Source organism: Gemmatimonadales bacterium, from assembly GCA_035502185.1.
In the GTDB taxonomy this organism is placed as follows: domain Bacteria; phylum Gemmatimonadota; class Gemmatimonadetes; order Gemmatimonadales; family JACORV01; genus Fen-1245.
Window position 1 is genome coordinate 13,512 of the sequence record DATJUT010000075.1, and the last position, 26,656, is coordinate 40,167.

Consider the following 26,656-nt stretch of genomic DNA (forward strand, 5'->3'; position numbering starts at 1 on the left):
CGCTCACTTCGCCACGGGCACGATCTCCAGGCGGCCCGCCCGCCGCGCGACGATCGCGCGCTCGGCCGTGAGGCTCAATCCAGGCGCCTCGATCTTCAGGTCGTCGCGCGCGACCGCCTGACCCTCCGCGACGGCGAGCGGGGCGCCCGCCGCCGTGATGCGCACCGAGTCCTCCGCTCCCACCACCGCCATGAACGTTCCCGCCCCCCGGTCCTGGACCGCGGGGGACGTGAATTCGGCGTCGAGGCCGCCGCCGCACGCGCGCACCCAGCGGGTGTGCAGCAGCACGGTCGCGTCCACCTGCAGCAGGTTCTGCGGATCGATCCCGCACAGGCCGAACCGCCGGCCGGGCAGGGAATCGGCGCGCAGCACGATCCTGAGCCCCGCCGGGGCGAGGATGCTGTCCACCTGGGCGCGGCGGATGGCGCGCAGCCGCGCGACGCCCGCCGCCGCGCTCCGGCCGAGCGCCGCCGTGTCCACCGCGCGCGCCGCTCGCGCCCGCAACGCCCGCTCCGGGTCCCGATAGCCCGACGCCTCGGCCAGCTCGTCCAGCAGGGTCAGGTCGCGCCGCTCGAGATCGGCGCGCCAGGCCGGCCCGGCCAGCCGGTCCAACAGCAGACCCATCGCCGGCCCCGTCTGGTAGAAGCGGAGCCGCAGCGACTGGCGCACGTCGGCCGTGAGACTGTCGAGGCGGACGCGGTGCCGGTCCACCTCGGCCTCGGCACCCGCGCGCCAGGGGAACGCCGGATCGCTCGACGCCAGCTCCAGCGAGCGGACCAGCACGTACTCCGCGAGCCCTTCGTTCAGCTCCGCCATCGTCTCGAACTCGGCGAACTGACTCCCGAGCGTGCGGTGCCGGGCTTCCCGCGCGGCGACGAACTCGCGGGTCCGCTCGCGCAGCTCCGCACCGGTGCGCGCGGCCAGGGCCCGGCTCAGCAGCCGGCCCTCGAGCGCCCAGCCGGCTTCGTTGACGGGATCGAAGACGGGGTAGCTGCTGACCAGGAACGCGTTCTCGCCGGAACCGAACTTCCGTTCGTCGCGCGCGACGGAGCGCTCGAACACGTGAAAGGCCTCGTGGGCCGTCGTCCCCACGAGCAGCGCCTCGGAGGCGTCCGGGAAGACGAACACCTGTGCCACCGGCCGGCCGCCGAGCGTCGTGCCGGTGCTGGCCGCGGTGCGGAGGGCGGCCGGCTGCCATGCGGCGCCGTCCACGCCGGGGACGGACGCGAACCCCTCGGGCGGCGCTCCCGGTCCCCAATTCACGAGCAGGATGCCCCGCTCCGGCACCACGTACAGGACCGGGATCGTCTCGGGCCGGAAGCCGGGCCAGAGGGCGCCGGGATGCGCGGCCGTGAGGCGCTGCAGGGCGGCGTTCGCGGCGGCCAGCCGCTCGATGGCGGGGCGCGAGGCGTCCTGGGCGGCGAGCGGGGTGGCGGCTGCGGCGAGGGCGAGGAGGGCGAGGAGCGGAGTGCGCATGGGAGATCCTCGGTCCGGTCGACAGATAGATGCCGGCGGGCACGGCATCGTCGCAAGGCGGCGGTGTGGGGTGAGGTGCGAGAAGTGAGACGTTCAAGCGAGAGGTGAGGCTCACCTCTCACTTTCGCTTCTCACCTCTCACTTCACCGTCTCACCCCTTACCTCTCACCTCTCACAGTGGGTGGAGGTATGTTCGCCTCATGTCCAACCCGTCAACCGGGGACCTTCCCGGACCCGAGTTTCGCCGCGCCATGCACCGCGTCGCCGACCTCGTCGCCGACTACCTGGACCACGTCGGCGACTATCCTGTGCTGCCCAAGGTGGGTCCCGGCGACGTGCGGGCCCTGCTCGCCGCCGTGCCGCCGAAGGACCCCGAGCCCCTCGATCGGGTGCTCGACGACTACCGCCGCGTCATCGAGCCCAACGTCACGCACTGGAACCACCCCGGCTTCATGGCCTTCTTCGGCATCACGGGCTCGGGACCCGGCATCCTGGGCGAGGCGCTCGCCGCGGGGCTCAACGTCAACGCGATGCTGTGGCGCACCAGCCCCGCCGCGACCGAGCTCGAGGAGGTCGTCACCGACTGGCTGCGCCAGATGATCGGATTGCCGGAGCCGTTCCGCGGTCACATCAACGACACCGCCTCCGTATCCACCTTCCTGGCGCTCGCCGCCGCGCGCGACCGCGCCCCGGGCCTCGAGATCCGCGAGCGGGGCATGGCCGGCCGGGCCGACGTGCCCCCGCTCGTCGTCTACGCGAGCGAGCAGGCGCACTCGTCCGTGGACAAGGCCGTGATCGCGCTCGGCCTCGGCCTCGACCACCTCCGCAAGGTGCCGGTGGACGCCGAGTTCCGGATGGACGCGCTCGCGCTCGAGGCGATGGTCGCCGAGGACCGCATCCACGGACGCCTGCCCATCGCGGTGGTGGCGACCACCGGCACCACCTCCACCACCAGCGTGGACCCCGTGCAGGCCATCGCTGCCGTGTGCCGCCGCGAGGCCATCTGGCTCCACGTGGATGCCGCCTATGGCGGCGCGGCGGCCATCTGTCCCGAGTTCCGCCCGTTGTTCGACGGGATGGAGCAGGCGGACTCGGTCGTCGTGAACCCCCACAAGTGGCTGTTCACGCCGGTGGACTGCTCGGTGCTGCTGGTGCGCGAGGCCGCGTCGCTCAGGAACGCTTTCTCGCTGGTGCCGGATTACCTGCGCACCGACGAAGAGGGCGTCACGAACCTGATGGACTACGGCATCCAGCTCGGGCGCCGGTTCCGGGCCCTCAAGCTGTGGATGGTGATCCGTGCCTTCGGGGTCGCGGGGATTCGCGAGCGCATCCGCCATCACTGCGCGCTGGCGCAGGAGCTGGCGGGATGGGTGCGGGCCGAGCCGGGCTTCGAGCTGTCGGCGCCGGTGCCCTTCAGCGTGGTGTGCTGCCGGGCGGTGCGCGGTGCGACCGGCGAGGAGCAGGATCGCTTCAACGAGCGGGTCATCAACGAGGTCAACGCCGCGGGCTCGGTGTTCCTCGCGCCCACCCGCCTCCGGGGCCGGCTGGTGATCAGGGTCGCGATCGGCAACCTGCGCACCGAGCGCCGCCACGTCCAGCAGGCATGGGCACTCATCCGGAAGGCGGCCGCCGGCTGAGGTTCAGGGTTTGGGCCTTGGGCGCTCCAGGTCCCGCCACACCACAGCCCTCACGTCCCCACTCCTCTCCCGCGCCCACGTCTGCGCGGCGGCCAGCTTGGTGAGGTAGATCTCGCGCAACCCTTCCGGCAGGTTGGCCCGCATGTAGCCAGGCGTCAGGATCTCCTTCCCGGGCCCGCGCCCCAGCTCGACGACGTCGCCGAGAAAGCAGGTCGAGCTGCCGGTGTCCATCACGTTGATCACGCGGCACTCGAACCAGGCCCAGCAGTCCTCGAGGATCGGGCAGCCGAGGGTGCCGAGCCGGTGCGGCACGTCGGCGAGCTTGTCCCGGTCGCGCCCGGACTCGAAGCCAAGCCGCTCGACCAGCTCGAGCTGCGCCCGGTGCAGCGCGTGCACCGCGAAGCGGCCCGTCTCGAAGATCATGTCGTGGGTGTAGTTGAACTTGTGCACCAGGATCATCAGCCGAGGCACGTCCGGGACGATGGACGCGCGCGCGGCCGCGTCGGAGATCATCCCGTTGCGCTTGCCGTCGCGCTCGGCCGTGATCGCCACCACCGGCGTGGTGAAGCTCCGCAGCAGCTCGTAGCTCAGGATGGGGTCCATGGCCGGAAGTGTGACTCGGCCGGCGCCGGCGGGGCAATGGCGGCCTGCGGCGGCCCTTCCGGCCCGGGCGGCCGGGGGCGGGGACGGGTGGCGCTCCCGCCGCCAACGTCCCGGGCCGCCGGGCCGTAGCTCCGGGGCTGGCCGCGCACCGCGCCCCGCCGCGATCTTTCCGGCTCCCACCGTCCCCAACCAAGGTCGGCCCCATGCGCAGCGCCCTGGTCGTGTTCCCGCTCCTCCTGCTCTGTCCGTTGGCCGCGGCCCGAGCGCAGGTCACGCACCCCGACACGACCGTGCTCGCCGCCTTCTCGTGGCGCGCCATCGGCCCCGCCAACATGAGCGGCCGGGTGAGCGCGGTGATCGGCAATCCGCGCAACCCGAAGGAAATCCTGGTGGGGTTCGCGTCCGGCGGACTGTGGCGGACCGTGAACGCGGGCGTCACGTGGGCGCCGGTGTTCGACCACGAGAGGGTCTCGACCGTGAGCGCCCTGGCGATGGCCGCGAGCGACACCAGCGTCGTGTGGGCGGGCACCGGCGAGGCCGACTCGCGCAACTCGATCTCTCCCGGCGGCGGGATCTTCAAGTCGGCCGACGCGGGCAGGACGTGGACCTTCATGGGGCTCGAGGACACGCGGCAGATCGGCCGCATCGCCATCGATCCGGCCGATCCCGACGTCGTGTACGTCGCGGCGCTCGGCCACGCGTGGGGCCCCAACCGGGAGCGCGGCCTGTTCAAGACCACCGACGGCGGCAGGACCTGGAAGAACGTGAACTTCGTCAGCGACCGCGCCGGCTTCGTGGACGTCGCGATCGACCCGTCGAACCGCCAGGTGCTCTGGGCCGCGTCGTGGGAGCGGCAGCGGACGCCCTACTCGCTGCAGAGCGGCGGCCCGGGCTCCGCCCTGTGGAAGAGTGCCGACGCGGGCGCCACGTGGCAGCGGGTGCGCGGCGCCGGATTCCCCGGCACCACCCTCGGCCGCATCGGGATCGCCGTGGCGCCGAGCAACCCGCACGTGGTCTACGCCATGGTCGAGGCCGACTCCAACCCGAACCCGGAATCGTTGCGCCGCGGCTTCGTGGCCGACACGTCCAAGCGGCAGCGCCTCCAGTCGGGTCTGTACCGCACCAGCGACGGCGGCGCCACCTGGGAGAAGATGAACCCGGACGACGACCGGCCGTTCTACTTCTCGCAGGTGCGCGTGGACCCGAGGAATCCCGACCGCGTCTACTGGATGGGCACGGAGCTGTACTTCTCGAACGACGGAGGCCGGACCCCGCGCCGCGTGGGCGAGAGCGTGCACGTGGACTACCACGCCTTCTGGAGCGACCCGGACGACCCGGACCACTACATCGTGGGCGAGGACGGCGGGCTGGCCGTCACGTACGACCGGGGCCGCAGCTACGACGCGATCATGCAGATGCCGGTGGGCCAGTTCTACGCGATCGCGCTCGACATGCAGCAGCCGTTCTGGATCTGCGGCGGCCTGCAGGACAACGGCTCGTGGTGCGGGCCGAGCCGCACCAACCGGCGGGCGGGGATCGTCAGCCAGGACTGGTTCAACGTGGACGGCGGCGACGGCTTCTACGCGGCCGTGGATCCCACCGATCCGAACACGGTGTACGCGGAGTCGCAGGGCGGCAGCATCTCGCGGCTCGATCTCCAGACCTGGACCCGCAAGCCGGTCCGGCCGGTCAAGGGGCCGCTGTCGCGGCTCCTCGAGGACTCGGTCCTCATCGCGCGCGGCGACACGACCGCGCCGGCCACGCCCGAGGCGCAGCGCGCCGTCGCGGCGTACCAGGCCCGCATCGTGGCCGACTCGCTGAACCGGCCCCGGTTCAACTGGTCCACGCCGTTCTTCCTCTCGCCGCACAACCCACGCACGCTCTACCTCGGCGGGAACCGCCTCTACAAGTCGGTGGACCGCGGCGACCACTGGGCCCCGATCAGCGAGGACCTCTCGACCCGCGATTCGACCCGCATCAGGCTCAGCACCCGCACCAGCGGCGGCATCACGCGCGACGTGACCGGCGCGGAGACGCACGGCACGATCACCACCGTGGCCGAGTCGCCGGTACGGGCCGGGATCCTGTGGGTGGGGACCGACGACGGCAACGTGTTGCTCACGACCGACGACGGCGTCGCATGGACCAACCTCACCGGCCGCTTTCCCGGCGTGCCGGCCCGGACGTGGGTCAGCCGCGTCGAGCCGTCGCACTTCGACAGCGCGACCTGCTACGTGACGTTCGACGGCCACCGCGACGACGTGGACCGCCCCTGGGTCTACGTCACCACCGACTTCGGCCGCAGCTTCCGGAGCCTCGCCGCGACCCTGCCACCCGCCACCTTCGTGCACGTCATCCGCGAGGACCCGCGGCGCCGCAACCTGCTGTTCCTCGGCACCGAGCAGGCGCCGTTCGTCTCCTTCGACACCGGCGCCACGTGGCACGTGCTCGACCGGCAGATGCCCACGGTGCCGGTGCACGACCTCGCGATCCACCCGCGCGACCGCGTGCTGGTCGCCGCCACGCACGGCCGCAGCCTCTGGACGATGGACATCGGCCCGCTCGAGGAGCTGAGCGACTCGATCCTGGCCGCGCCGTTCCACCTCTTCACGGTGGATTCGGCCCTGCTCTACAACGAGCGTACCGGCCAGTTCTGGTCGGGAAACAAGCAGTTCGACGCCGCCAATCCTCCCTTCGGCGCGCGCATCGCGTACCGGCTGCCCGGCGGAACGGCGGCGGTGGCCGACACGTCCCCGCCGGCCGAGCCGGGCGGCGGGGACCAAGGGGCCGAGCCCGGCGCGCAGGACGACGAGCCGCGTCCAACGGCCGAGCCGGAGCAGCGGCGCCAGCGCTCGGATACCCTTCAGTTCGTGGTCACCGGACCGCTGGGCGACACCGTGCGGACCTTCCGCGGGAGCGGCGCGCCGGGCTTCCACTGGGTGACCTGGGATCTCCGGAAGAACCGGACACCCCTGGGACCGGCGGCTCGGCGGGACAGCCTGCTGGCCGCGGCGCGCTCGAAGGTGGTGCACGACAGCCTGGCCGCCGCGTGGCGCGGCGACACGACCGAGCGCGGGCGCGCGCTGGCGGCCGGCCGCGACCCCGAGCCGGGCGAGCCCGGCTCGTACGAGCCGCCGCCGGGCTTCCGGGCGGGCCGGGGCGGCGGCGGGCCGTTCGGTGGCGCCGGCGGCGCGACGCTGGTGGATCCCGGCGACTACGTCCTCTCCGTCACCGTGAACGGCACGACCTACCGGCGCGTGATCCACGTCGAGCGTCCGGCAGGGGCGAAATCCGCGGTCGCGGGGGAGTGGCAGTGACGCTGGCCCTGACCCTCGAACGAGCGTTCGAGTCGCCGCTGCGCGGCGCGCGCCGTGGCGTCGTTTCCGAGCACAGAAATTGCGGTTACGCTCCATCGTGAGCGCATCGCGTCGTCGCCACGAGAGAGGCACCATGTCGGCTGTCGCGCCGGTGAGCGTCGCTCCGCATCCACGCACCACGTGGTCGGAGTTCTACCGCTCCCTGATCTGCACGCCCGAGGAGGCGGTGAAGGTCGTCCGCAGCGGCGACCGGGTCTACATCCACCCGGGCTGCGCGGTGCCGGAGCCGCTGGTGGACGCGCTGTCCGCGCGGGCGCCCTCGCTCAAGGACGTGGAGGTGGTGCACCTGCTGACGATGGGGCACGCCTCGCACATGACGCCGGAGATGGAAGGGCACTTCCGGCACAACGCGATGTTCATCGGCGCCAACGCGCGCAAGGCCGTGAACGAGGGCCGGGCCGACTACACGCCGATCTTCCTGGGCGAGATCGCGCGCCTGTTCAGCGACGGCACGCTGCCGATCGACGTCGCGCTGATCCAGGTCTCCCCGCCCGACGCCCACGGTTTCTGCTCGCTCGGCGTCGGCGTGGACCACACGCTCGACGCGGCGCGGCACGCGCGGCACGTGATCGCCGAAGTGAACGAGAAGATGCCGCGGGTGCACGGCGACGCGTTCGTGCACGTGCGGCAGCTCAACGCGGTGGTCGAGACGTCGCGTCCGCTGATGGAGCTGCACACGGAGCCGGGTGACGAGATCACCGAGGCGATCGCGCACAACGTCGCGGAGCTGATCGACGACGGCGACACGCTGCAGATGGGGATCGGCGGGATTCCGGACGCGGTGCTCCGGGATCTCACGGACCGGCGGGCGCTGGGCGTGCACACCGAGATGTTCGCCGACGGCATCGTGGACCTGATCGAGGCGGGCGTGGTGACGGGCGAGCGGAAGTCGCTGCACCGCGGCAAGGTGATCTCCGGCTTCATGCTCGGGACCCAGCGGCTGTTCGACTTCGTGCACGACAACCCGGTGGTGGAGCTGCACCCCACCTCCTACACCAACGATCCGTTCGTCATCGCGCAGAACGACAACATGGTGGCCATCAACTCGGCGATCGAGATCGACATCACGGGCCAGGTCTCCTCGGATTCGATCGGCGCGATCTTCTACAGCGGGTTCGGCGGCCAGACCGATTACATCCGCGGCGCGTCCCGCTCGCGCGGCGGCAAGCCGATCATCGCGCTGCCTTCGACCGCGAAGAGCGGCCAGCTGTCCCGCATCACCCCGTGCCTGGCGCCGTGCGCCGGCGTGGTCACGACGCGCGCCGACGTGCGCTGGGTGGTGACGGAGTACGGATCGGCGTACCTGTTCGGCAAGACGGTGCGGCAGCGGGCCCGCGCCCTCATCGACATCGCGCACCCGAAGTTCCGGGAAGAGCTGGAGCGGGCGGCGCACGAGCGCAAGCTCCTCTAGAGGCCGGGAAGGCAGCCATGATCACGCAGCTCGGCAACGTCACCGTCGTCGTCACCGACCTGGCCAAGTCACTCCGGTTCTTCCGCGACAAGGTGGGCCTGCGGCTCTGCTTCTACGATCGGAAGCACGACTGGGTGTGCTTCGACTGTGGCGCGGGGCGGACGACGTTCTCCCTCACGACGCCCTGGAACCGGCAGGCCAAGAAGCTGATCGGGGTGCGGACCGGGGTGAGCTTCCAGGTGGACGACATCGAGAAGACCTACCGGCAGCTGGCGAAGAAGAAGGTCCGGTTCTCTCTGAAGCCGCGCAAGGAGCGGTGGGGCGGCATCGTGGCGAACTTCGAGGATCTGGACGGCAACAAGTACTTCCTGCTGCAGATGCCGAGCGGCTTCGCGAAGTAGCCCATTGAGCTTTCCGCGGCGCGGCGTCAGTTTCGACTGATGCCGCGCCGTTCGCGTGTCGGCGACCTGCCGACGCCCGCGCTCCTTCTCGATCTCGACGTCCTCGAGCGCAACCTCGACCGCATGGCCGAGCGCACCCGCGCGCTCGGCGTCGCCCTGCGGCCGCACGTCAAGACGCACAAGTGCCTGGAGGTCGGCCGGATGCAGCGGGCGCGGGGCGCGCGCGGCATCACGGTCGCCACCCTGCCGGAGGCCGCCGCGTTCGCCGACGGCGGCTTCGACGACGTCACCTGGGCGTTTCCCCTGGTGCTCGCCCGGTTGGACGAGGTGATCGCGCTCGCCCGCCGGATCACCCTGCGCGTCACCGTGGATTCCGCCGAAGCGGTGGCGGCGCTCGGCCGGGCGGCGCGGGCCGCCGGCACCGTGGTGCACGCGTGGCTCGAGGTGGACACCGGCCACCACCGCTCCGGCGTCGACCCGCGCTCGGCGGCCGGCCTCGCGGTCGCCCGCGCGTTGGCCGGCGAGGCCGGCGCGGCGTTCGACGGGATCCTCACCCACGCGGGCCACAGCTACGCCGCCGCCACCCGCGCCGAACGGGCGGCGATCGCCGAGCGGGAGCGGGCGACGATGGTCGAGTTCGCGTCCCGGCTCGAGCGGGAGGGTGTGCCGCCGGGTGCGGTGAGCGTGGGCTCCACCCCGGCGATGTCGGCCGTGGAGCGGCTCGACGGCGTCGGCGAGGTCCGGCCCGGGAACTACGCCTTCCACGACTTCATGCAGCTCGCCGGCGGCGTGTGCGACGCGGACGAGTGCGCGGTGACGGTGCTGGCGAGCGTGGTGTCGCACCAGCCGGGCGCCGGCCACGCCGTGGTGGACGCCGGCGCCCTGGCCCTCTCGAAGGACCCGGGGCCGCACGATTCGGCGCTGGCCCGGGGCCTGGGGCCGGTGCTGACCGGCCTCGCGGGTCACGGGCTCGACCCGCGGCTCCAGGTGCTCGGGGTTTCCCAGGAGCACGGCCTGGTGGGCGCCTTCGCCCCGCGGGACGTGGAGGGACGGCTGGCGATCGGGGAGAAGCTGCGCATCCTGCCCAACCACTCGTGCCTGACCGCGGCGTTGTTCGACCGCTACCACGTGGTGCGGGGCGAGGAGGTCGTGGACGAGTGGACCATCTGGCGGCGCCGCTAGCGCGGGCGCTAGGTTCAACCCCATGAGCACCGTCTACCTCAACGGGCAGTACCTGCCGGACGACCGGGCGCTCATCAGCCCGCTGGACCGCGGGTTCACCTACGGCGACGGCGTGTACGAGGTGATCCGCGCGTACAACGGCAAGATCTTCCTCCTGGCCGAGCACTTCTCGCGCCTCGCGTCCAGCTGCGCCAAGATGCGCATCGGGGCGCACCTCACGCCGCTGGAAGCGGTGCCGGCGCAGCTGCTCGCGAAGAACGGCCTGACCGGCGACGCGCTGATCTACCTGCAGATCACCCGCGGCGCGGCGCCCCGGTCGCACCTGTTCCCGCCGCCGGAGACGAAGCCGACGGTGTTCGCGATGGCGTGGGCCTTCAAGCCGAACCCCGCGCTGGCGGACCCGGGCGCGGTCACCGTCCTCGAGCCGGACGTGCGGTGGTCGCGCTGCGACATCAAGGTGACGTCGCTCGTGCCCAACTCGTTCGCGGCCCAGCGCGCCCGGGACCTCGGGGCGCACGAGGGGCTGTTCGTGCGGGACGGCGTGGTGCTCGAGGGGTCGCTGAGCAACGTATTCGCGGTATTCGACGGCGAGGTGCGCACGGCGCCGCTGTCGAACTACATCCTCCCGGGCATCACCCGGGCCGTGGTGCTCGACCTGTGCCGCGAGCACGGCATCCCGTGCCGCGAGACGCCGGTGTTCGCCACCGAGCTGGGGGACGCGGACGAGCTGTTCCTGACCAGCACCGTCTACGACGTCGTGCCCATCGACTGCCTCGACGGCCGGAAGCTCCCCGCCGAGCGCCCGGTCACGCGCCGGCTGGCCGGCCTGTTCCGCGCGGTGGTCGAGCGGGAGTGCGCGTAGCGTGGCGTCGGCCGACGCGCTGCTGGCGCGTCACGAGCGGCTGTGCTTCCAGCGCGCCTTCCCGCGCAATGCGACCGAGCTGAGGCGCGCGGAGCGCGAGTTGGCCGGCTTCGAGCGCCGCGCCGCCCCCCACGCGCTCGAGCTGCGCAACACCGGCATCGCGGGCACCACCTACCACTACCCCTTCAACTACGCCATGACGCGCTGGCTGCGCGGGCGCTACGGCCGTTCGGTCGACGTGGACTGGCCGGCGTACCGGCGGCGGGCGTGGGACGACGTCGCGGCGCTGCTCTCCCTGGTCGTGGCGTGGGCCGAGAACGAGGGGCTGGACGACGACGACGTCCCGTCGTGGGAGTGGATCCGCGCGGCGAAGGGCCCGGATCGCCGGAACGACCTGGCGTGGCTGTTGGACGTGCTGGCGGCCCAGCGGCTCCCGCCGCCGCTCGAGGCCCACCTGTTCGAGCAGCTCAACCTCCCGGTCCGCTGGGACCTGGCCGGCTGCCGCGACAGCGTGACGCACGCACGGCTGCCGGCCCGGCCGTTCTTCCACCGCACGCTGCGGTCCGAGCGGCCGGCGGATTTCCGGCGCGAGGTGCTCCGCCCGCCCGGCCCCCTGGCGCTGCTCGCGCCCGGGCGGGCGGACCGCGTCATCGACGCCGCGCGCGCCGCGCTGTCCCAGCGGGAGCGCGAGTTCCACGTCATCGTCCACGGACACCGCCGCGAGGTGTACCGGGTGGACGCCGGCCGCGGACTCGAGATCTACGTGATCGGCCTCGTGCCGGCGCTGCGGCTCACCCTGGAGAGCGACTACGGAGCCCTGCTGGTGAAGAACGGGGTGCCGATCGGCTACGGTTACGCCGTGCTGCTGTTCGACCGCGCCGACATCGGGATCAACATCTTCCCGACCTACCGCGGCGGGGAGTCGCCGTACGTATTCGACCGGTTCTGCGCCGTGTTCCACCATCATTTCGGGGCCCGCAGGTTCGTGATGCGGCGCTACCAGATCGGCCACCAGAACCCCGAGGGGATCGAAGCCGGGTCGTTCTGGTTCTACTACAAGCTGGGGTTCCGCTCCCTGGCGCCCGCGGTGCGGAGCGACGCCGAGGCGGAGCGGGCGCGGCTCGCGCGGCGGGCGGGCGCGCGCAGCTCGCCGGTCGTGCTGCGGCGCCTCGCGCGCAGCGACATGGTCCTCGCCACCGACGGGAGCGCCGTCGACGCGTTCCGCGACGTGGAGGTGCGGAGGGTGGGCCTCGCCGTCACCCGCGCCGTCCGGCTGCGCCACGGGGGCGACCGCGCCCGGGCCGTGCAGGCCTTTGCCCACGCCGTGGCGCGCGCCCTCGGCGCCGGGACCGTGCCCGGCCGCCTGGCGCCGGTCGCCGCCCTGATTCCCGACCTCGGCCGGTGGGACGCCGGGGAGCGGCGCGGCGTGCTCGCGATCCTCCGCGCCAAGGAGGCCGTGCGGGAACGGCCGTTCGTCCTGGCGACGCAGCGTCACGCGCGGTGGAAGCGCTGGCTGCTGGCGACGTTCCCGAGCGCCGGCGCGTAGCCCGAACCTCAACGTCGCACCCGAGCCGACCGATGCCGAAACTGCTCCCGCTGGCCGCACTCCTGGTGCCCGCCGCCCTGGCCGCGCAGAACCCGCCGCGGCTCGCCGGCGACTGGGACTTCTGGCAGGGCCGCCTCGCTCACCAGGCTCCGGCGTTCGCGCACCTGCCCGCCGACTCGGCCGGCGGGGTCGTGCGCCTGAGGACGGGCGAGACCGCCGCCGCCTTCGCGTCCGCCCGGGTGGAGGGCGACTCCGTCTTCCTCGCCGTCGCCGGTCAGAGCGTGACGCTCGCCGGGGTGCTCCGCGGCGACACCGTCGTCGCGCAGGTGGTGGCCGGCGGCCGCCCGCTGGCGCCGATCTGGATGGTCCGGCGAGCCACGCCGCCGCACTACGTCCCGCGCTACCGCCTGTGGCCGGGCCCGCTGTCCGATTCCGCCTTCGGCTTCACGGTGGACACGGCCGTCCCGATGCGGGCGCGCGACGGCACCGTGCTCATGAGTCTCGTGGTGCGGCCGGGGGGCGCCGGGCCGTTCCCGGTGATCCTCGAGCGGACGCCGTACGGCCGCCGCAGCGGCGCCAACGACGGGCGCTATTTTGCGGTGCGCGGGTACATCTTCGTGTCGCAGGACGTGCGCGGCCGCTTCGGCTCCGAGGGCACGTTCCGCGACCTCGTCGGCCAGGACGACGACGGCTACGACGCGGTGGAGTGGGCGGCGGCACTGCCGGGATCGAGCGGCAAGGTCGGCATGCTCGGCGGCTCGTACGTGGGCTGGACGCAGTGGTTCGCCGCGGTGCGGCACCCGCCGCACCTGGCCGCCATCGTGCCGATCGTCTCGCCACCCGACCCGTGGCTCAACGTGCCGTACTGGAACATGAACTTCGCGGTGGCGAGCGTGGCCTGGGCGTGCCTGGTGAGCGGCAAGACCAACCAGGACATCTCGCACCTCGACATCGAGCAGGGGCTGCGGACGCTGCCGGTGGCGCGGATGCCTGCCGCGCTGGGGTGCGGGCCGAACGCGTACTGGGACGACTGGATGAGCCACCCCCGGGTGGACGACTACTGGCGCAGCGTCGCCTACCAGTCGCGGGTGCCGGGGGTGACGGTGCCGGTGCTGAGCATCTCGGGATGGTTCGACGACGACGGCAACGGCACGACGACCAACTTCGTCGCGCTGGGCGGGGCGCCGCACCACCCGTTCGAGCGGATGGTCCTGGGACCGTGGAGCCACCGCGGGACCCCCGACCTCCTGAACGGCGACTTCGGCGACGCGGTGTACGTTTCCCAGGACGAGCTGGCGCTGCGCTGGTTCGACCACTACCTCCGGGGGGTCGCGAACGGCGTGGACACGGAGCCGCCGGTGGATCTGTTCATCATGGGCGACAACGCGTGGCGGAAGGAGCGCGCATGGCCGCTCGCGCGCACGCGGTGGACGAGGTTCTACCTGCATTCGCGGGGCGCGGCGAACACCACGGCGGGCGACGGCTCGCTGGACACGGTGCCTCCGCGCGCCGAGCCGGCGGACACCTTCAGCTACGATCCCGGCAACCCCACGCCGTACGTCGTGGACCCGCGCGAGCTGGAGCTGAACCTCAACGAGGAGTACGGCCGGCTGGAGGCGGAGCGGGGCGACATCCTGGTCTACACCACGGCCCCGCTGGCGCGGGACGTCGAGGTGACGGGACCGCTGTCGGTGACGCTGTGGGCGGCCACCGACGCGCGGGACACGGACTGGCACGCCATGCTCCTGGACGTGCAGCCCGACGGCTCGGCGTACCGCGTCCAGGACGGCATCACCCGCGCCCGGTTCCGCACCGGCCTCGACCGGGAGGCCTTCCCGGTCAGGAACCAGCCGACGCGCTACACGATCGACCTGTGGCACACGGGCCTGGTGTTCAAGGCGGGGCACCGCATCCGGGTGGCCGTGGCGTCGGCGGCGTTCCCCAAGTACGGGCGCAATCTCAATACCGGCGGCGACAACAACCGCGACAGCACCTACGTGACGGCGCACCAGCGGGTCCTCCACGACCGCGCGCACGCCTCGTTCGTGACGCTGCCGCTGATCCCGAGGTAGCCACGCGCGTCGTCTCGCTCATCGCGTCGAGCACCGAGATCGTGTGCGCGCTCGGGCAGGAGGCCGCCCTGGTCGGCCGATCGCACGAGTGCGACTGGCCGCCGAGCGTGCGGCGGCTGCCCGCCGTGAGCCGCCCGGCGTTCCCGACCGGCGGAAGCAGCCGGGCGGTGGACCTGGCGCTGAAGGAGCGCCTCGCCCGCGCGGTCTCGATCTACGAGGTGGACGCCGCGCTGCTCAGGCGGTTGCGGCCCGACCTCGTCATCACCCAGACGCAGTGCGAGGTCTGCGCGGTCACGCCCGCGGACGTCGAGCGCGCGATGTGCGAGCTGACCGAGCGCCCCGCCCGCGTCCTCGCGCTGGAGCCGGACGGGCTCGACGACGTGTGGTCGGACATCGGGTCCGTCGCCGGGGCGCTGGGCGTGAGCACCGCCGGCGACGCCCTGGTCGCGGAGCTGCGGGCCCGCGTGGCCGCCATCGGCGACCGCGCGGCCTCCCTGGGCCGCCGGCCGCGCGTGGCGGTGATCGAGTGGATCGAGCCGCTGATGGCCGCGGGCAACTGGATGCCGGAGCTGGTGACCCTGGCGGGCGGCGTCAACCTGTTCGGGGAGGCGCGCCGGCACTCGCCGTGGATGACCTGGGAGGCCCTGGTCGAAGCGGACCCGGACGTGATCGTGGTGTCGCCGTGCGGCTTCGATCTCGCCCGCACCACGGCCGAGCTGGCGGCGCTCGCCTCCCGTCCCGGGTGGCCCGCCCTGCAGGCGGTGCGGGCCGGCCGCGTGGTCCTCGCCGACGGGAACGCGTACTTCCATCGGCCGGGCCCGCGGCTGGTGGAATCGCTCGAGATCCTCGCCGAGGCGCTGCATCCGGCCGCCTTCGCCTTCGGGCACCGCGGCAGGGGATGGATGGCTCTCGCGGAGGCGGCGGCGTGAAGCGCGCGGCGGCGCTCGCCTCGCTGGCCCTGCTGGCCGCCGCCGGCGCATGCGAGCACGCGCAGCCGTTCGTGGCGGCCGTGGAGCCGGACGTGCCGTTCGACACCACGTTTCCGCGGCGCCTGACGTTCAGCCCGTCCGGCGACGTCGAGCCCGCGTGGCTCCCGGACGGCTCGGCGATCGTCTACGCGCTCTCCCCGGGGGGGCCCAACGGCGACCAGTGCCTCGGCATCCTCCCCGCGGAGGGCGGCCATCTCCAGTCCATGATCTGCCACCGGCTGTTCGACGCCGACTCGACCGTGCTGCTCCGGGACCCCGCCGTCGGGCCCGGCGGCCTGCTGGCGTACCTGCGCGAGAGCTCCGCCGCGGGCGCGCTGGTGCCGACCGCCATCGAGCTGGTGGTGGCATCGATGACCGCTCCCGATCCGGGGCGCGTGCTGTTGCGGTTTCCGTTCACCTCGGCGGACGGCGTGCTGCACGGGAGCCTCGCCGGGCTGCACTGGTTGCCGGACGGCGAGCTGGTGTACGTCGCCCAGCAGGTGACCTTCACGGGTCCTCCGCTGGCGGTGGACACCGTCTACGCGCCGCTGCGGATCGAGCGCCTGGCGATGGTCGGAGATTCGGCCGTGGTCACCGCGGTGCCGGGCACGGCGAACGCGACGTCGCTGGCCGTGGACACCTCCGGCGTGCTGTACTTCACGCTCGCCGGTGACAGTCGCGTGTACCGGATGGACCCCGGCGCTGCGTCGCCGTCGGTGTGGTTCGACTTCGGGGGCGCGGGCGCGGCGGACGGCGTCCAGGTGCACGGCAACCTCCTGGTCGCCCTGGCCGGGGGGACGCTGTTCCGGGTGGACGTCGCGGCCGACACCGTCACCGCGATCGCGGTGCCGGCGTCGCTCAGCCTGAGCCGGCCCGCCCTGTCCCCCTCGGGTTCGCGCGTCGTGGCGGAGGCGGCCGGGCCGGGCGAGTTCCCCGACCTGTGGCTGTTCCAGGTCCCGTGAGAGCGCCGCCGCTCGTCGCGTGGCTGCTGCTGGCCGGCGCCGCCCCGCTCGCGGCCCAGACCACGGGCTCGATCTCCGGCCACGTGCGCGAGCAGGCCACGGGCGCCGCGCTGCGCAGCGCCCAGGTGCTGGTGGACGGTCGCCTCGCCGGGTTGACCGACTCGTCGGGCGCCTATCAGGTGCGCGCCGTGCGGAGCGGCTGGCACCGGGTGTCGGTGCGGTTGATCGGCTTCGCCACGGCCGCGCGCGACAGCGTGCCGGTGCGCTCCGGCGAGATCACGGGACTCGACTTCCAGCTGCAGTCCCAGGCGGTGCAGCTCGGGGCGGTGACGGTGGAGGCCGCGCCCGACGCGGTGCTCGACCCGCTGGCGACGTCCACGGTGCAGCACATCTCGGCCGACGACCTGCGGCACCTGCCGGTGAGCACGCTGGAAGAGGCGGTGGCGCTCTCCGCCGGCGCCGTGGGCGGGAGCTACCGCGGCGGGCGGCTCGGCGAGCAGGCGTTCATCATCGACGGTCTCGGGCTCAAGAACCAGCTCGACGCGTCGACGGGCACGCTGGGCCTCAACATCCCGCCCGACGTCCTCACCGAGGCCTCGCTGGTCACCAACGGGTTCTCGGCGCGGTACGGCCAGGCGCTCTCGGGCCTGATCAACGTGGTGACCCGGGACGGCGGCGACCGGTGGCAGGGCCGGGCGGCCTACGAGAGCGATCGCGGGCTCGGGTCGGCCCTGGACCACGGGCTCGACCGGCTGGTGCTCGAGGCCGACGGGCCGCTGCCGGGCGGCATCCGGCTGCTCGGCGCCGTGGACGCGACCGGGCGCCTCGACGCGGACCCGGTGAACGCCCCGGCGCCGGCGGACCCGCGCGACCCGCGGTCGGCGAACCCCAACCTGCTGCCGCACAACAGCGGCGAGGAGCTCGACGCCGCCGCCAAGCTCACGGTCCCGCTCGCCGGCCGCCAGACGCTGCGGGTGTTCGCCCTGCACTCGCTCGGCCAGCAGCTGCTGTTCGACCAGACCTACAAGTACGACCTCCCGTTCGCACCGGCGCAGCGCGTGGCCGGCGATCTGGTGAGCGGGCACCTGCAGCTCGTGTCGCCGCCGACGGCCGCCACCCCGGTGGTCGCCGACCTGCGCGTGGGCTACTTCGGGCGCGAGTTCGAGCGCGGGACGCTCGCGGCCCCGGTGTCGTATCGGTTCGGGGCCTTCACCGGCCAGGCGTTCCACTTCGTGGGCGAGGACCTCGCCCGTGCGCGCGACACCACCGCCGCCGCCGGCGCGGTCCCGGGCTTCGACCGGCCCGACTTCAGCACCAACACGCCGTGGGGCGTGCCGGCGTTCTTCATGGGCGGCGCGTCCGACGGCACGATCGCCTGGAACCGGTTCCGCGAGGTCCGCGGCCAGCTGGACGTGGACGTCGGGCTGTCGCACGACGCCGACGTCTACGTGGGCGGCGAGCTGGTGCGCCAGCGGGTCGAGACCTTCCAGCGGGTGCTGGCCTTCCTGCCGGTCGGCGACAGCGTGCCACCGGCCGCGGCCGCGGCCTTCTCCCCCACCAGCGGCGCCGGCTACGCCGAGGCCCAGCTCAGGATGCAGGATCTCGCCCTCACCGTCGGCGCGCGGTACGACGCGTTCGATCCGCACACGACCGCGGTGGCGGGCGGCCGCATCACGGCCCGCGGCAGCCTGAACCCGCGGCTCGCCGTGTCGGCCGTCCTGCACGGCGCGACCTTCGTGGCCAGCTGGGGCCGGTTCAGCCAGGCGCCGGACTACCAGTACATGGTGGACGCGGCGTTCGCCGACACCGCCCGCACGGGCCGGTTCCGGGTCGGCAACCCGGACCTGGGCTTCGAGCAGTCCACCCAGTACGAGTTCAGCGTCCGCGCGCGCCCGACGCCGAACACGTCGCTGAAGGTGAACCTGTTCGTGAAGCAGCTCACGGGGCTCGTGGCGAGCGTGCCGTTCGGCGTGAATCCCGACTCGACCATCTTCGGCAACACCGATTACGGCTCCGTGAAGGGCCTCGAGCTGCTGTGGGAGCGGGAGCTGAAGGACTGGTGGGGGCTGCGCGTCTCGTACACGCTCCAGTACGCGACGGCGACGTCGACCAACGGATTCGAGCTGCTGCGCCCGGTCACCGTGGTGGGAACCGACACCATCTTCCCCGGCCGGGTGGAGTTCCCGCTCGACTACGACCGGCGGCACGGCGTGGTGGCGATCTTCCAGGCGCGCTCGCCCGAGGGCTTCGGCCCGCGGCTGCTGGGCGTGCGGCCGCTCGCGGCGCTCGAGGGCGCGGCGATCTTCCGGTTCTCCACCGGCCTGCCGTACTCGCTGACCAACGCGGCGGGTGACTCGCTCCTCGGCCCGCCCAACGCCGAGCGGCTGCCGTCGCAGTCCACGCTGGACGTGTTGCTCCGACGCCCGGTGCGGCTGGGGCCGGCGCGCGGCAGCGTCTACCTCGACGTCCGGAACCTGCTCGACACCCGCAACATCATCGCGGTGCGCCGCGACACCGGCACGCCGGGTCTGGGCGAGGCGGGCATCCAGGCCGCGGCGCTGGCCGCCTACACGGCGAACCCGCAGGCCATCCCCTACGAGTCGCCGCGCTACCGGGGCTGGGCGGATACCAACCACGACGGTCTCATCGCCGGCCAGGGCGAGCTGCTGCCGCTGTACGTGGCGGCGGCGCGCGACTTCTACCAGCCGCTGTTCGCCTACGGACCGCCGCGGCTGGTCAGACTGGGGGTGGAGTTTATCTTTTGACCCTCACTTCGCCGGTGAGGGTGCCCGCCTGAACGTCCGCCGCACCAAGATCGTCGCCACCCTGGGGCCTGCCACGTCGTCGCCGGAGCAGGTCGCCGCGCTCATCGCGGCGGGGATGGACGTGGCCCGGATCAACGCCGGGCACGGCACGCCGGCCGAGCGGCAGGCGCTCATCGAGTCGGCGCGCGCCGCGGCGGCCCGCGCCGCGCGGCCCGTGGCGGTGCTCCTCGACCTCCAGGGTCCCAGGATCCGGGTCGGCGACCTGCGCGCGCCGGTGGTGCTCCGGCCGGGCGGCACCGTGGTGTTCGCGCCCGGGGACCGGGCGCGCCCCGGCGAGATCCCCACCAGCTACGATCTGTCGGCCGACGTGCGGGCGGGCACCGAGATCCTGCTCGCCGACGGGCTGATGGCGCTCGACGTGGTCCGCGTGGATCCGCCCCGCGTCGAGGCGCGGGTGGTGTACGGCGGCGAGCTGACCAGCCACAAGGGCATCAACCTCCCGGGCACCGCGACCTCGGTGCCCGCGCTGACCCAGAAGGACCGCGAGGACGTCGCCTTCGGCGTGGCGCACGGCGTGGAGTACCTGGCGCTGTCGTTCGTGCGGAAGGCGGACGACGTCGCGGCACTGCGCTCGCTGCTCCCGCCGGGGATGCGGATCGTGGCGAAAATCGAGAAGGGCACGGCGCTGGACAATCTCGAGCTGATCGCGGAGGCGAGCGACGGCGTGATGGTCGCGCGCGGCGACCTCGGCGTGGAGCTGCCGTACGAGCTGGTGCCGCTGGCGCAGAAGCGGGTGATCCGGGTGGCGGTCGAGCGCCGCCGGCCGGTCATCACGGCCACCCAGATGCTGGAATCAATGATCCACAGCCCGCGGCCGACGCGTGCCGAGGCTTCCGACGTGGCCAACGCGCTGCTCGACGGCACGGACGCCGTCATGCTCTCGGCCGAGACGGCGATCGGCGAGCATCCGCGGGAGGCGGTGGAAGCGATGGACCGCATCATCCGCGCCGTCGAGGGCGACCCGGGGTGGCGGCCGTGCCCGGAGTGGCTGGAGCGGCGGGCCGACGCCCCGGCGCGCACCGAGCACGCCGTGGCCGCGGCGGCCGTCGCGGCCGCCCGGATGCTGCGGGTGCCCGCGATCGTCACCTTCACCAAGAGCGGGTTCAGCGCCCGGATGGTGGCGGCGAGCCGCCCGCCGATGCCGATCCTGGGCGTGACGGACAACGCGCCCACCTACCGGCAGCTCGCGCTGGTCTGGGGCGTGGCGCCGATGCTGGCCGAGGGCCCGCGCAGCTACGACGCCATGCTCGACGCGGCGCGGGAGCGGATTCTCGCCAGCGGGCTCGCCAGGAAGGGCGACCGCGTGGTGGTGACGGCCGGCGTCCCGTTCGACGTTCCGGGCACGACCAACCTCGTGAAGGTCGAGGAGGTGTAGCGGTGCGGCTGACGTTCCTGGGGACGGGGACCTCGTTCGGCATCCCGCAGATCGGCTGCCGTTGCGCGGTGTGCACCTCGACCGACCCGCGGGACCGGCGCAACCGGACCGCGGCGGTGGTCGAGGACGGCGGCGCCACCCTCCTCATCGACACGCCGCCGGAGCTGCGGCTCGCCCTGCTCGCGGCCGGCATCGGCTCGGTGGACGCGGTGCTGTTCACCCACGACCACGCCGACCACACGCACGGCATCGACGACCTGCGCGCGCTCTCGGGCCACGGGCGCGGCCAGCTGCCGCTGTACGGACCGGCCGACGCGCTGCAGCGGATGCGGCAGCGGTTCGACTACATCTTCGATCCGATGGCGCGGCCGATCCCGGGCTCGTCGCGGCCCGACGTGACGGTGACGGCGCTCGCGCCCGGCGTCGAGGCGGTGGTGGCCGGCGTGCGGGTGCTGCCGCTCGCGTTCTCGCACGGACCGACCGAGGTGCTGGGCTACCGGTTCGGCCGCCTCGCCTATGTCACCGACGCGAAGCTGGTGTCGGCCGCCGGGCGCGACGCCCTGCGCGGGCTCGACGTGCTGGTGCTGAACGCGCTATTCCACCGGCCGCATCCGACGCACCTCTCGGTGCCCGAGGCGGTGGAGACCGCGCAGGCCATCGGCGCGCGGCGCACGTTCCTGACCCACCTGACGCACGAAACCGGGCACGCGGCGCTCCTGGCGGAGCTGCCGCCGGGCATCGAGCCCGCCTACGACGGCCTGGTGGTCGAGGTCTAGGAGCCGGCCGGCCGGCGCCGCGGGCGGCGCGCCCGCTTCCGCACGCCGATCGCGGTCCGGTGCGCCGGCTCGTAGAGGCCCAGCGAACCGCCGCCCGGCAGCCGGATGGACGTCATCCGGCCGTACCCGGCACTGACGACCCCACCGGCGAACGTCACGCCGCGCCCGGCGAGCTGCCGCATCGTGGCGTCCAGGTCGTCGCACATCAGGTACAGCTCGTGGTAGCCCTTGCCGCCCGTGGGGTGGACGCCGAGCTCCGCCGGCGGCAGGGCGAAGATCAGCCAGCCCCCCCCGGCGTCCACGCTCCTCAGCCGCAGCTTGTCGCGGACGAACGCCCGCAGGCGCCTGGCCTGTCTGGTGTAGATCAGCGCGTGGGTGCCGATGAGCATGCGGCCCTCATTCCCTCGAGGCCGTGGGCGGCGCCAGCCGCGAGACGTCCGGCCTGACCTTGAAGACGGCTTCCTTGCGGATCTGCACCGTGCCGGCCTTGGCGCCCCGCGGCTTGGTCACGTAGCGGGCGCGGGTGCAGGAAACCGCGACGACCCCGCCGCTCCGCGCCTTGCTGTGATACGCCGCGATCGCGGCGGTCTCCTCCAGGATGTCCTTGCCGGGCTCCGCGCCGTCGGGCCCGCGCAGGAGCACGTGGCTCCCGGGCATGCCGCGCACGTGGAACCACCAGTCGTCCGGGCGCGCCACCCTGAGGCTGAGCCGGTCGTTGTCGGCGTCCGACAGGCCGACCAGCGCGCTCCAGTCGCCCGAGAGGCGGTAGTGGAGCATCCGCGGCGCAGCGCCCGGCCGTGCCACGCTCAGCTCCCCGTCGGGACGATCGATCCGCGCTCGACCATCAGCATCACGGTGGGCTCCGGCGCGCGGGTGCGGTGCCGCACCCCGTGCGGCACGACGATGCCGTGGCCGGGCGCCAGGTCCACCGTGCGGTCCTCCAGGTCCACCAGCAGGCGCCCGCTCACCACGTAGAAGAACTCGTCCTCGACGTCGTGGTGGTGCCAGTGGTACTCGCCGCGAACCACGCCCAGCCGCACCACCGCGTCGTTCACCCGGCAGAGCGTCTGGTTGTACCACGGGTGGCGGCACGCGGCCACCAGCGCGGGGACGTCCACCACCTCGAGCGGGCCGAAGCGGACGTCGAGATGGGTGTCGTAGGGATGCGGCGCGTCGTCGGCCATGGCTGCTCCCCGGCGGTGGCGGCGGTCGCCGGCGTGAGGGAACGATCAATCTCGGCGGGAGCGCGCCCGTGCCGCAACCCGAGGCGGCGCGCGCGCCGTCGGCAGTGGTGCCGACCCGCCGCCGCGCCGTCGCGTTCTTTGACGGGTCCCCGGCGCGCTTCTACATTCCTTGCACTGCCTTCGCCGCTCACCTCGCCGTTCGGGAGACGTTCATGCAGGATATCGCCCGCAAGCTGCTCGAGCCGTTCGCCGGCGCCGTGACCCTGGACGCCGCGGGCAAGCTCGCGGTGCCGAGGCCGGCCGCGCTGGCCGGCCCCGCCACCGACAAGCTCGCCTGGAGCGCCGTCTTCGGCGACGCCGCGACGCTGGAGGCGGCGCGCTGGCTCCTGTGGGAGATCGGGCAGGAGGTCGGGGTCCGGCCCGCCTCCATCCAGGACCTCTACATGGCCCGCGGCCGCGGCGAGGTTCACGGCTTCACGGTCCCCGCGATCAACATCCGCGGCCTCGCCTACGACACCGCCCGCGCGCTGTTTCGGGCGGCGCGGGGCCTGAAGGCCGGCGCGTTCCTGTGCGAGATCGCCCGCTCCGAGATGGCGTATACCGACCAGCGCCCGGCCGAGTACACGTCGGTGCTGCTGGCGGCGGCGCTGCGCGAGGGCTTCCGGGGGCCGCTGTTCGTGCAGGGCGACCACTTCCAGGTCAACGCGAAGAAGTACGCCACGGACCCCGAGGCCGAGGTGGGGGCGATCAAGGCGTTGATCCGCGAGGCCGTCGCCGCCGGTTTCTACAACATCGACGTCGACACCTCGACCCTGGTGGACCTGAAGCAGCCGACGCTGGACACGCAGCAGCGGGTGAACTACGAGCGCGCCGCGGAGCTGACGGAAGTGATCCGGCGCGAGCAGCCGGCCGGCGTGACCATCTCCGTGGGCGGCGAGATCGGCGAAGTGGGGGGGAAGAACAGCACCATCGAGGAGCAGCACGCGTTCATGGACGGCTACCAGAGGACGCTCGCCGCGCGCGGCAAGTCGCTGGTGGGCATCTCCAAGATCAGCGTGCAGACGGGCACGAGCCACGGCGGCGTGGTGCTGCCGGACGGCTCGATCGCCGACGTGAGCATCGACTTCGAGACCCTGCGACTGCTCTCGCGCGACGCGCGGGAACGCTACCGGATGGCGGGCGCGGTGCAGCACGGCGCCTCGACGCTGCCGAACTCCGCGTTCGGGAAGTTCCCCGAGATCGAGACCGCGGAGATCCACCTGGCCACCGCGTTCCAGAGCCTGCTGTTCGAGCACCAGGCGACGCCGGCGGCCTTCAAGGCCAAGGTCTACGACTGGCTGCGGGAGAACGCGGCCGGCGAGCGCAAGAGCGGGGAGACCGACGAGCAGTTCTTCTACAAGACGCGCAAGAAGGCGATCGGTCCGTTCAAGAAGGACTGGTGGTCCCTGCCCGAGATGGTGCGCGCGGCGCTCGGCTCCGCGCTCGAGGAGCAGTTCGCCTTCCTGCTGAAGGCGCTGAAGGTCGGGGGCACGACGGAGACGGTGGCGCGGTTCGTGAAGGCGCCGGCGCTCCGGCGCGCCGAGCCGGCCGCCGCGATGGCGGCGGCGCCGGACGACGCCGAGGCCGGGGAATAAGGGGGCACGCGATGGCGCGGCACGAGGAGGAGGAGGACGAGGTCGTGGAGCGGCGCGGCTCGCCGGTCGTTCCGTTCCTGTGGGGGCTGGCCGCGGGCGCGGCCCTCGGGCTGCTGTTCGCGCCGATGAGCGGCGCGGAGCTGCGGGCCGACCTCCGCTCGCGCAGCCGCCGCTTCCGGGACCTCGCGGCGCAGAAGGTGGACGAGATCGAGGACGTCGTGGTGGGCGGCTACGAGCAGGCGCGCGAGCGGGTGGAGGAGCGGCTCGAGAGCGCCAAGCGCACCGTGCAGGAGGGCCGCCAGGCGGCGCGGGACGTCGTCGAGGCGGGACGCGAGGCGGCCGTGACGGCGCGCGAGGAGCTGGAGAAGCGGCTGGCCGACGCGCGCCATGCCCGTCGCGCCGGGCGCAAGGGCTCGCCGCCCGCCGACGAGGAGCCCGGCGCGTAGCCCGGGCCGTGGCGGCGGACCGGAGGACGCCGTGGGGCCCGCGCTCCTGGGTCTTCCTCTGGCACGACGTGCGGAACTTCGTCCGCCGCGTCTACGAGGGCGCGGTGGAGTCGAACATCCCGTTTCTCGCCAGTGGGCTCACCTTCGACGCGCTGCTCGCGGCCATTCCGCTCGGCTTCGTCGTCCTCGCGCTGATCGGCTACCTGCTCAACGCACGGGCGTCCGCGCACCAGGTGGACGTCGCCGCCTACCTCCGCCAGCTCCTGCCCAGCTACGCCGGGCAGGCCGGCGGAGACCCCTTCGCCCCCATCGTCCGGCTGGCCGAGGGCGTCGTGCGCTCGCGGGGCCGGCTCAGCCTGTTCGGCCTGCCACTGTTCGTGTGGTTCGCGACCCGGCTGTTCGGCTCGCTGCGGGCCGCCCTGTGCGAGGTGTTCGACACGCGCGAAACGCGGTCGTTCCTGCGGGGCAAGCTGTACGACGTCGGCCTGGTGGGCGCCACCGGGCTGCTGTTCGTGGCCAACGCCGTGCTGAGCGAGGGCCTGCTCGACGCGGAGGGTCACATCGGCTTCCTCGGGTTCTTCGGCGCGCAGCTGCTGGCGTTCACGTTCCTGATCGCGCTGTTCATGATGATCTTCAAGTACGCGCCGTCGCACCACGTGCGCTGGGACACGGCCCTGGTGGCGGCCCTGGCCTGCGCGATCGGCTTCGAGCTCGCCAAGGACGCGCTGAGCTTCTACTTCCGGAATTTCGTGCGCGCCGACCAGCTGGTGAGCGACCGCACCGTCGGGGCCATCATCCTGTTCGTGGGTTGGGTGTACTACATGACCTTCGTCTTCCTGCTGGGCGGGCAGATCGCGCAGGTGTACGAGCTGCGGCGCCGCCAGGCCGCCCAGCGCACCGTCCTGTTCGACTAGGAGACGCCGTGGCCAGTTCGCTCGCCGGCGCCCGGGCCGTGCCGTGCCCACCGCGATAGACCTCCGCAGCGACACCGTCACCCGTCCGTCGGCCGCGATGCGGCGCGCGATGGCGGAGGCGGAGGTCGGCGACGACGTCCTCGAACACGACCCGACCACGCTGCGGCTCGAGGAGCGCGTGGCCGAGCTGCTCGGCAAGGACGCGGCGCTGTTCTTCCCCAGCGGGACCCAGGCGAACCAGACCGGCATCCGGCTGCTGTCCAAGCCGGGCACCGAGCTGCTGCTCGAAGCCAACGCGCACCTGCTGCACTACGAGATCGCGGGGCTGGCCGACCTGTCGCGGGTGCAGGTCCGACCGGTCCCGACGCCCGACGGCGTGCTCACGGCCGAGCTGCTGCGCGCCGCGGTGCGGGCGCCGTCGCCGCACGTGCCGAGGCCGTCGGCGATCGCCATCGAGAACACCCACAACGCCGCGGGCGGGAAGGTGATGCCGGTGGCCGTCGCGGACGCCGTCGGCGCGCTGGCCCGCGAGCTGAAGCTGCCGCTCCACCTCGACGGCGCGCGGATCTGGAACGCGGCGGCGGCGCTGGGCGTGCCCCCGGCGCGGCTGGCGGCGCCGGCCACCACGGTGATGGCGAGCCTCTCCAAGGGCCTCGGCTGCCCGGTCGGGTCCTGCCTGGCGTTCCCGCTGGCGGCGCGCGAGGACGCGTGGGAGATCCGCAAGCGGCTGGGCGGCGGCATGCGCCAGTCGGGGATCCTGACCGCGGCCGGCCTGTACGCGCTCGAGCACAACCTCGGCCGGATCGCGGAAGACCACGCCAACGCGCAGCGCCTCGCCGCGGGACTCGCCGGCCACCCGGCCGTGCGGATGATCCCGCCGGAAACCAACATCCTGATCGTGGACCTGCTGCGCGAGGGCGACACGGCCGACCTGGTGATCCCGAAGCTGGCCGCGGGCGGCGTGCTGGTGACGTCGTTCGGGCCGAGGCGGCTGCGCGCGGTGAC

The 26,656-nt window shown here is 73.2% G+C and carries 22 protein-coding genes; 17 read left to right on the top strand and 5 right to left on the bottom strand.

Going from position 1 to position 26,656, the window contains the following annotated elements; all coding sequences use genetic code 11:
* Window positions 1-3 precede the first annotated feature (3 nt).
* Window positions 4-1,476 carry a hypothetical protein gene (locus VMF70_10225; protein ID HTT68393.1) on the bottom strand — a complete coding sequence of 491 codons (1,473 nt, stop codon included), beginning with the start codon at window positions 1,474-1,476 and terminating at the stop codon, window positions 4-6.
* A 200-nt stretch (window positions 1,477-1,676) separates the two neighbouring features.
* Here VMF70_10225 and VMF70_10230 point away from each other — a divergent pair, with 200 nt between their 5' ends.
* Complete coding sequence (locus VMF70_10230) at window positions 1,677-3,113, top strand: pyridoxal-dependent decarboxylase (GenBank protein ID HTT68394.1); 1,437 nt, start codon at window positions 1,677-1,679, stop codon at window positions 3,111-3,113.
* Window positions 3,114-3,116: 3 nt separating this feature from the next.
* Here the strand turns inward: VMF70_10230 and VMF70_10235 are convergent, their stop codons facing one another.
* Window positions 3,117-3,716, bottom strand: coding sequence for a flavin reductase family protein (locus VMF70_10235; protein ID HTT68395.1), 600 nt, complete (start codon window positions 3,714-3,716; stop codon window positions 3,117-3,119).
* A 203-nt stretch (window positions 3,717-3,919) separates the two neighbouring features.
* Here VMF70_10235 and VMF70_10240 point away from each other — a divergent pair, with 203 nt between their 5' ends.
* The 12 genes from VMF70_10240 (at window position 3,920) to VMF70_10295 (ending at window position 21,473) form a co-directional block, all read left to right on the top strand.
* Window positions 3,920-7,033, top strand: coding sequence for a hypothetical protein (locus VMF70_10240; protein HTT68396.1), 3,114 nt, complete (start codon window positions 3,920-3,922; stop codon window positions 7,031-7,033).
* 133 nt (window positions 7,034-7,166) lie between these two features.
* Window positions 7,167-8,504: an acetyl-CoA hydrolase/transferase C-terminal domain-containing protein gene (locus VMF70_10245; GenBank protein HTT68397.1), complete on the top strand. Its 1,338-nt coding sequence runs from the start codon at window positions 7,167-7,169 to the stop codon at window positions 8,502-8,504.
* A gap of 17 nt (window positions 8,505-8,521) precedes the next feature.
* Entirely contained in the window at window positions 8,522-8,905 is a 384-nt protein-coding gene (locus tag VMF70_10250) for a VOC family protein (protein ID HTT68398.1), read from the top strand.
* Window positions 8,906-8,944: 39 nt separating this feature from the next.
* A complete protein-coding gene (locus VMF70_10255; GenBank protein HTT68399.1) occupies window positions 8,945-10,087 on the top strand; it encodes an alanine racemase in 1,143 nt (380 codons plus the stop codon).
* 22 nt (window positions 10,088-10,109) lie between these two features.
* Window positions 10,110-10,949: an aminotransferase class IV gene (locus VMF70_10260; protein HTT68400.1), complete on the top strand. Its 840-nt coding sequence runs from the start codon at window positions 10,110-10,112 to the stop codon at window positions 10,947-10,949.
* A 1-nt stretch (window position 10,950) separates the two neighbouring features.
* Window positions 10,951-12,495 (top strand): hypothetical protein, encoded by a 1,545-nt coding sequence (locus tag VMF70_10265; protein ID HTT68401.1) that lies wholly within the window; start codon window positions 10,951-10,953, stop codon window positions 12,493-12,495.
* A gap of 32 nt (window positions 12,496-12,527) precedes the next feature.
* Window positions 12,528-14,567, top strand: coding sequence for a CocE/NonD family hydrolase (locus VMF70_10270; GenBank protein HTT68402.1), 2,040 nt, complete (start codon window positions 12,528-12,530; stop codon window positions 14,565-14,567).
* Between the two features lie 20 nt (window positions 14,568-14,587).
* Window positions 14,588-15,496: a cobalamin-binding protein gene (locus VMF70_10275; GenBank protein HTT68403.1), complete on the top strand. Its 909-nt coding sequence runs from the start codon at window positions 14,588-14,590 to the stop codon at window positions 15,494-15,496.
* Window positions 15,493-16,497: a hypothetical protein gene (locus tag VMF70_10280; protein HTT68404.1), complete on the top strand. Its 1,005-nt coding sequence runs from the start codon at window positions 15,493-15,495 to the stop codon at window positions 16,495-16,497. The genes VMF70_10275 and VMF70_10280 overlap by 4 nt, the downstream gene beginning before the upstream one ends.
* Window positions 16,494-19,262, top strand: coding sequence for a TonB-dependent receptor (locus VMF70_10285; GenBank protein HTT68405.1), 2,769 nt, complete (start codon window positions 16,494-16,496; stop codon window positions 19,260-19,262). Before VMF70_10280 ends, VMF70_10285 begins: the two co-directional genes overlap by 4 nt.
* 28 nt (window positions 19,263-19,290) lie before the next feature.
* Complete coding sequence (gene pyk / locus VMF70_10290; GenBank protein ID HTT68406.1) at window positions 19,291-20,697, top strand: pyruvate kinase; 1,407 nt, start codon at window positions 19,291-19,293, stop codon at window positions 20,695-20,697.
* A 2-nt stretch (window positions 20,698-20,699) separates the two neighbouring features.
* Complete coding sequence (locus VMF70_10295; GenBank protein ID HTT68407.1) at window positions 20,700-21,473, top strand: MBL fold metallo-hydrolase; 774 nt, start codon at window positions 20,700-20,702, stop codon at window positions 21,471-21,473.
* Here VMF70_10295 and VMF70_10300 read toward each other — a convergent pair.
* The 3 genes from VMF70_10300 to VMF70_10310 are packed head-to-tail and all read right to left on the bottom strand — an operon-like array spanning window position 21,470 to window position 22,657.
* On the bottom strand, window positions 21,470-21,862 hold the full coding sequence (locus tag VMF70_10300) for a hypothetical protein (GenBank protein ID HTT68408.1): 393 nt from the start codon (window positions 21,860-21,862) through the stop codon (window positions 21,470-21,472). The two genes, VMF70_10295 and VMF70_10300, sit on opposite strands and share 4 nt — an antisense overlap.
* A gap of 7 nt (window positions 21,863-21,869) precedes the next feature.
* Entirely contained in the window at window positions 21,870-22,277 is a 408-nt protein-coding gene (locus VMF70_10305) for an NFACT RNA binding domain-containing protein (GenBank protein HTT68409.1), read from the bottom strand.
* A gap of 2 nt (window positions 22,278-22,279) precedes the next feature.
* Window positions 22,280-22,657 (bottom strand): cupin domain-containing protein, encoded by a 378-nt coding sequence (locus VMF70_10310; protein ID HTT68410.1) that lies wholly within the window; start codon window positions 22,655-22,657, stop codon window positions 22,280-22,282.
* Window positions 22,658-22,869: 212 nt separating this feature from the next.
* Between VMF70_10310 and VMF70_10315 the strand changes: the two genes are divergently transcribed.
* From VMF70_10315 to VMF70_10330, 4 genes are all read left to right on the top strand, one after another.
* Window positions 22,870-24,291: a class II fructose-bisphosphate aldolase gene (locus tag VMF70_10315; GenBank protein ID HTT68411.1), complete on the top strand. Its 1,422-nt coding sequence runs from the start codon at window positions 22,870-22,872 to the stop codon at window positions 24,289-24,291.
* 11 nt (window positions 24,292-24,302) lie between these two features.
* Window positions 24,303-24,737, top strand: a complete 435-nt coding sequence (locus VMF70_10320; protein HTT68412.1) for a YtxH domain-containing protein — start codon at window positions 24,303-24,305, stop codon at window positions 24,735-24,737.
* Between the two features lie 8 nt (window positions 24,738-24,745).
* Window positions 24,746-25,651 (top strand): YihY/virulence factor BrkB family protein, encoded by a 906-nt coding sequence (locus tag VMF70_10325; GenBank protein ID HTT68413.1) that lies wholly within the window; start codon window positions 24,746-24,748, stop codon window positions 25,649-25,651.
* 43 nt (window positions 25,652-25,694) lie between these two features.
* Window positions 25,695-26,656 (top strand): GntG family PLP-dependent aldolase (locus tag VMF70_10330; protein HTT68414.1); only part of this gene is annotated, 962 nt, incomplete at its 3' end.

Bases quoted from the DNA above. Each gene is read 5' to 3' on its own strand.
- VMF70_10225 (HTT68393.1), bottom strand. From the start codon at position 1,476: ATGCGCACTCCGCTCCTCGCCCTCCTCGCCCTCGCCGCAGCCGCCACC.
- VMF70_10230 (HTT68394.1), top strand. From the start codon at position 1,677: ATGTCCAACCCGTCAACCGGGGACCTTCCCGGACCCGAGTTTCGCCGC.
- VMF70_10235 (HTT68395.1), bottom strand. From the start codon at position 3,716: ATGGACCCCATCCTGAGCTACGAGCTGCTGCGGAGCTTCACCACGCCG.
- VMF70_10240 (HTT68396.1), top strand. From the start codon at position 3,920: ATGCGCAGCGCCCTGGTCGTGTTCCCGCTCCTCCTGCTCTGTCCGTTG.
- VMF70_10245 (HTT68397.1), top strand. From the start codon at position 7,167: ATGTCGGCTGTCGCGCCGGTGAGCGTCGCTCCGCATCCACGCACCACG.
- VMF70_10250 (HTT68398.1), top strand. From the start codon at position 8,522: ATGATCACGCAGCTCGGCAACGTCACCGTCGTCGTCACCGACCTGGCC.
- VMF70_10255 (HTT68399.1), top strand. From the start codon at position 8,945: ATGCCGCGCCGTTCGCGTGTCGGCGACCTGCCGACGCCCGCGCTCCTT.
- VMF70_10260 (HTT68400.1), top strand. From the start codon at position 10,110: ATGAGCACCGTCTACCTCAACGGGCAGTACCTGCCGGACGACCGGGCG.
- VMF70_10270 (HTT68402.1), top strand. From the start codon at position 12,528: ATGCCGAAACTGCTCCCGCTGGCCGCACTCCTGGTGCCCGCCGCCCTG.
- VMF70_10300 (HTT68408.1), bottom strand. From the start codon at position 21,862: ATGCTCATCGGCACCCACGCGCTGATCTACACCAGACAGGCCAGGCGC.
- VMF70_10310 (HTT68410.1), bottom strand. From the start codon at position 22,657: ATGGCCGACGACGCGCCGCATCCCTACGACACCCATCTCGACGTCCGC.
- VMF70_10315 (HTT68411.1), top strand. From the start codon at position 22,870: ATGCAGGATATCGCCCGCAAGCTGCTCGAGCCGTTCGCCGGCGCCGTG.
- VMF70_10320 (HTT68412.1), top strand. From the start codon at position 24,303: ATGGCGCGGCACGAGGAGGAGGAGGACGAGGTCGTGGAGCGGCGCGGC.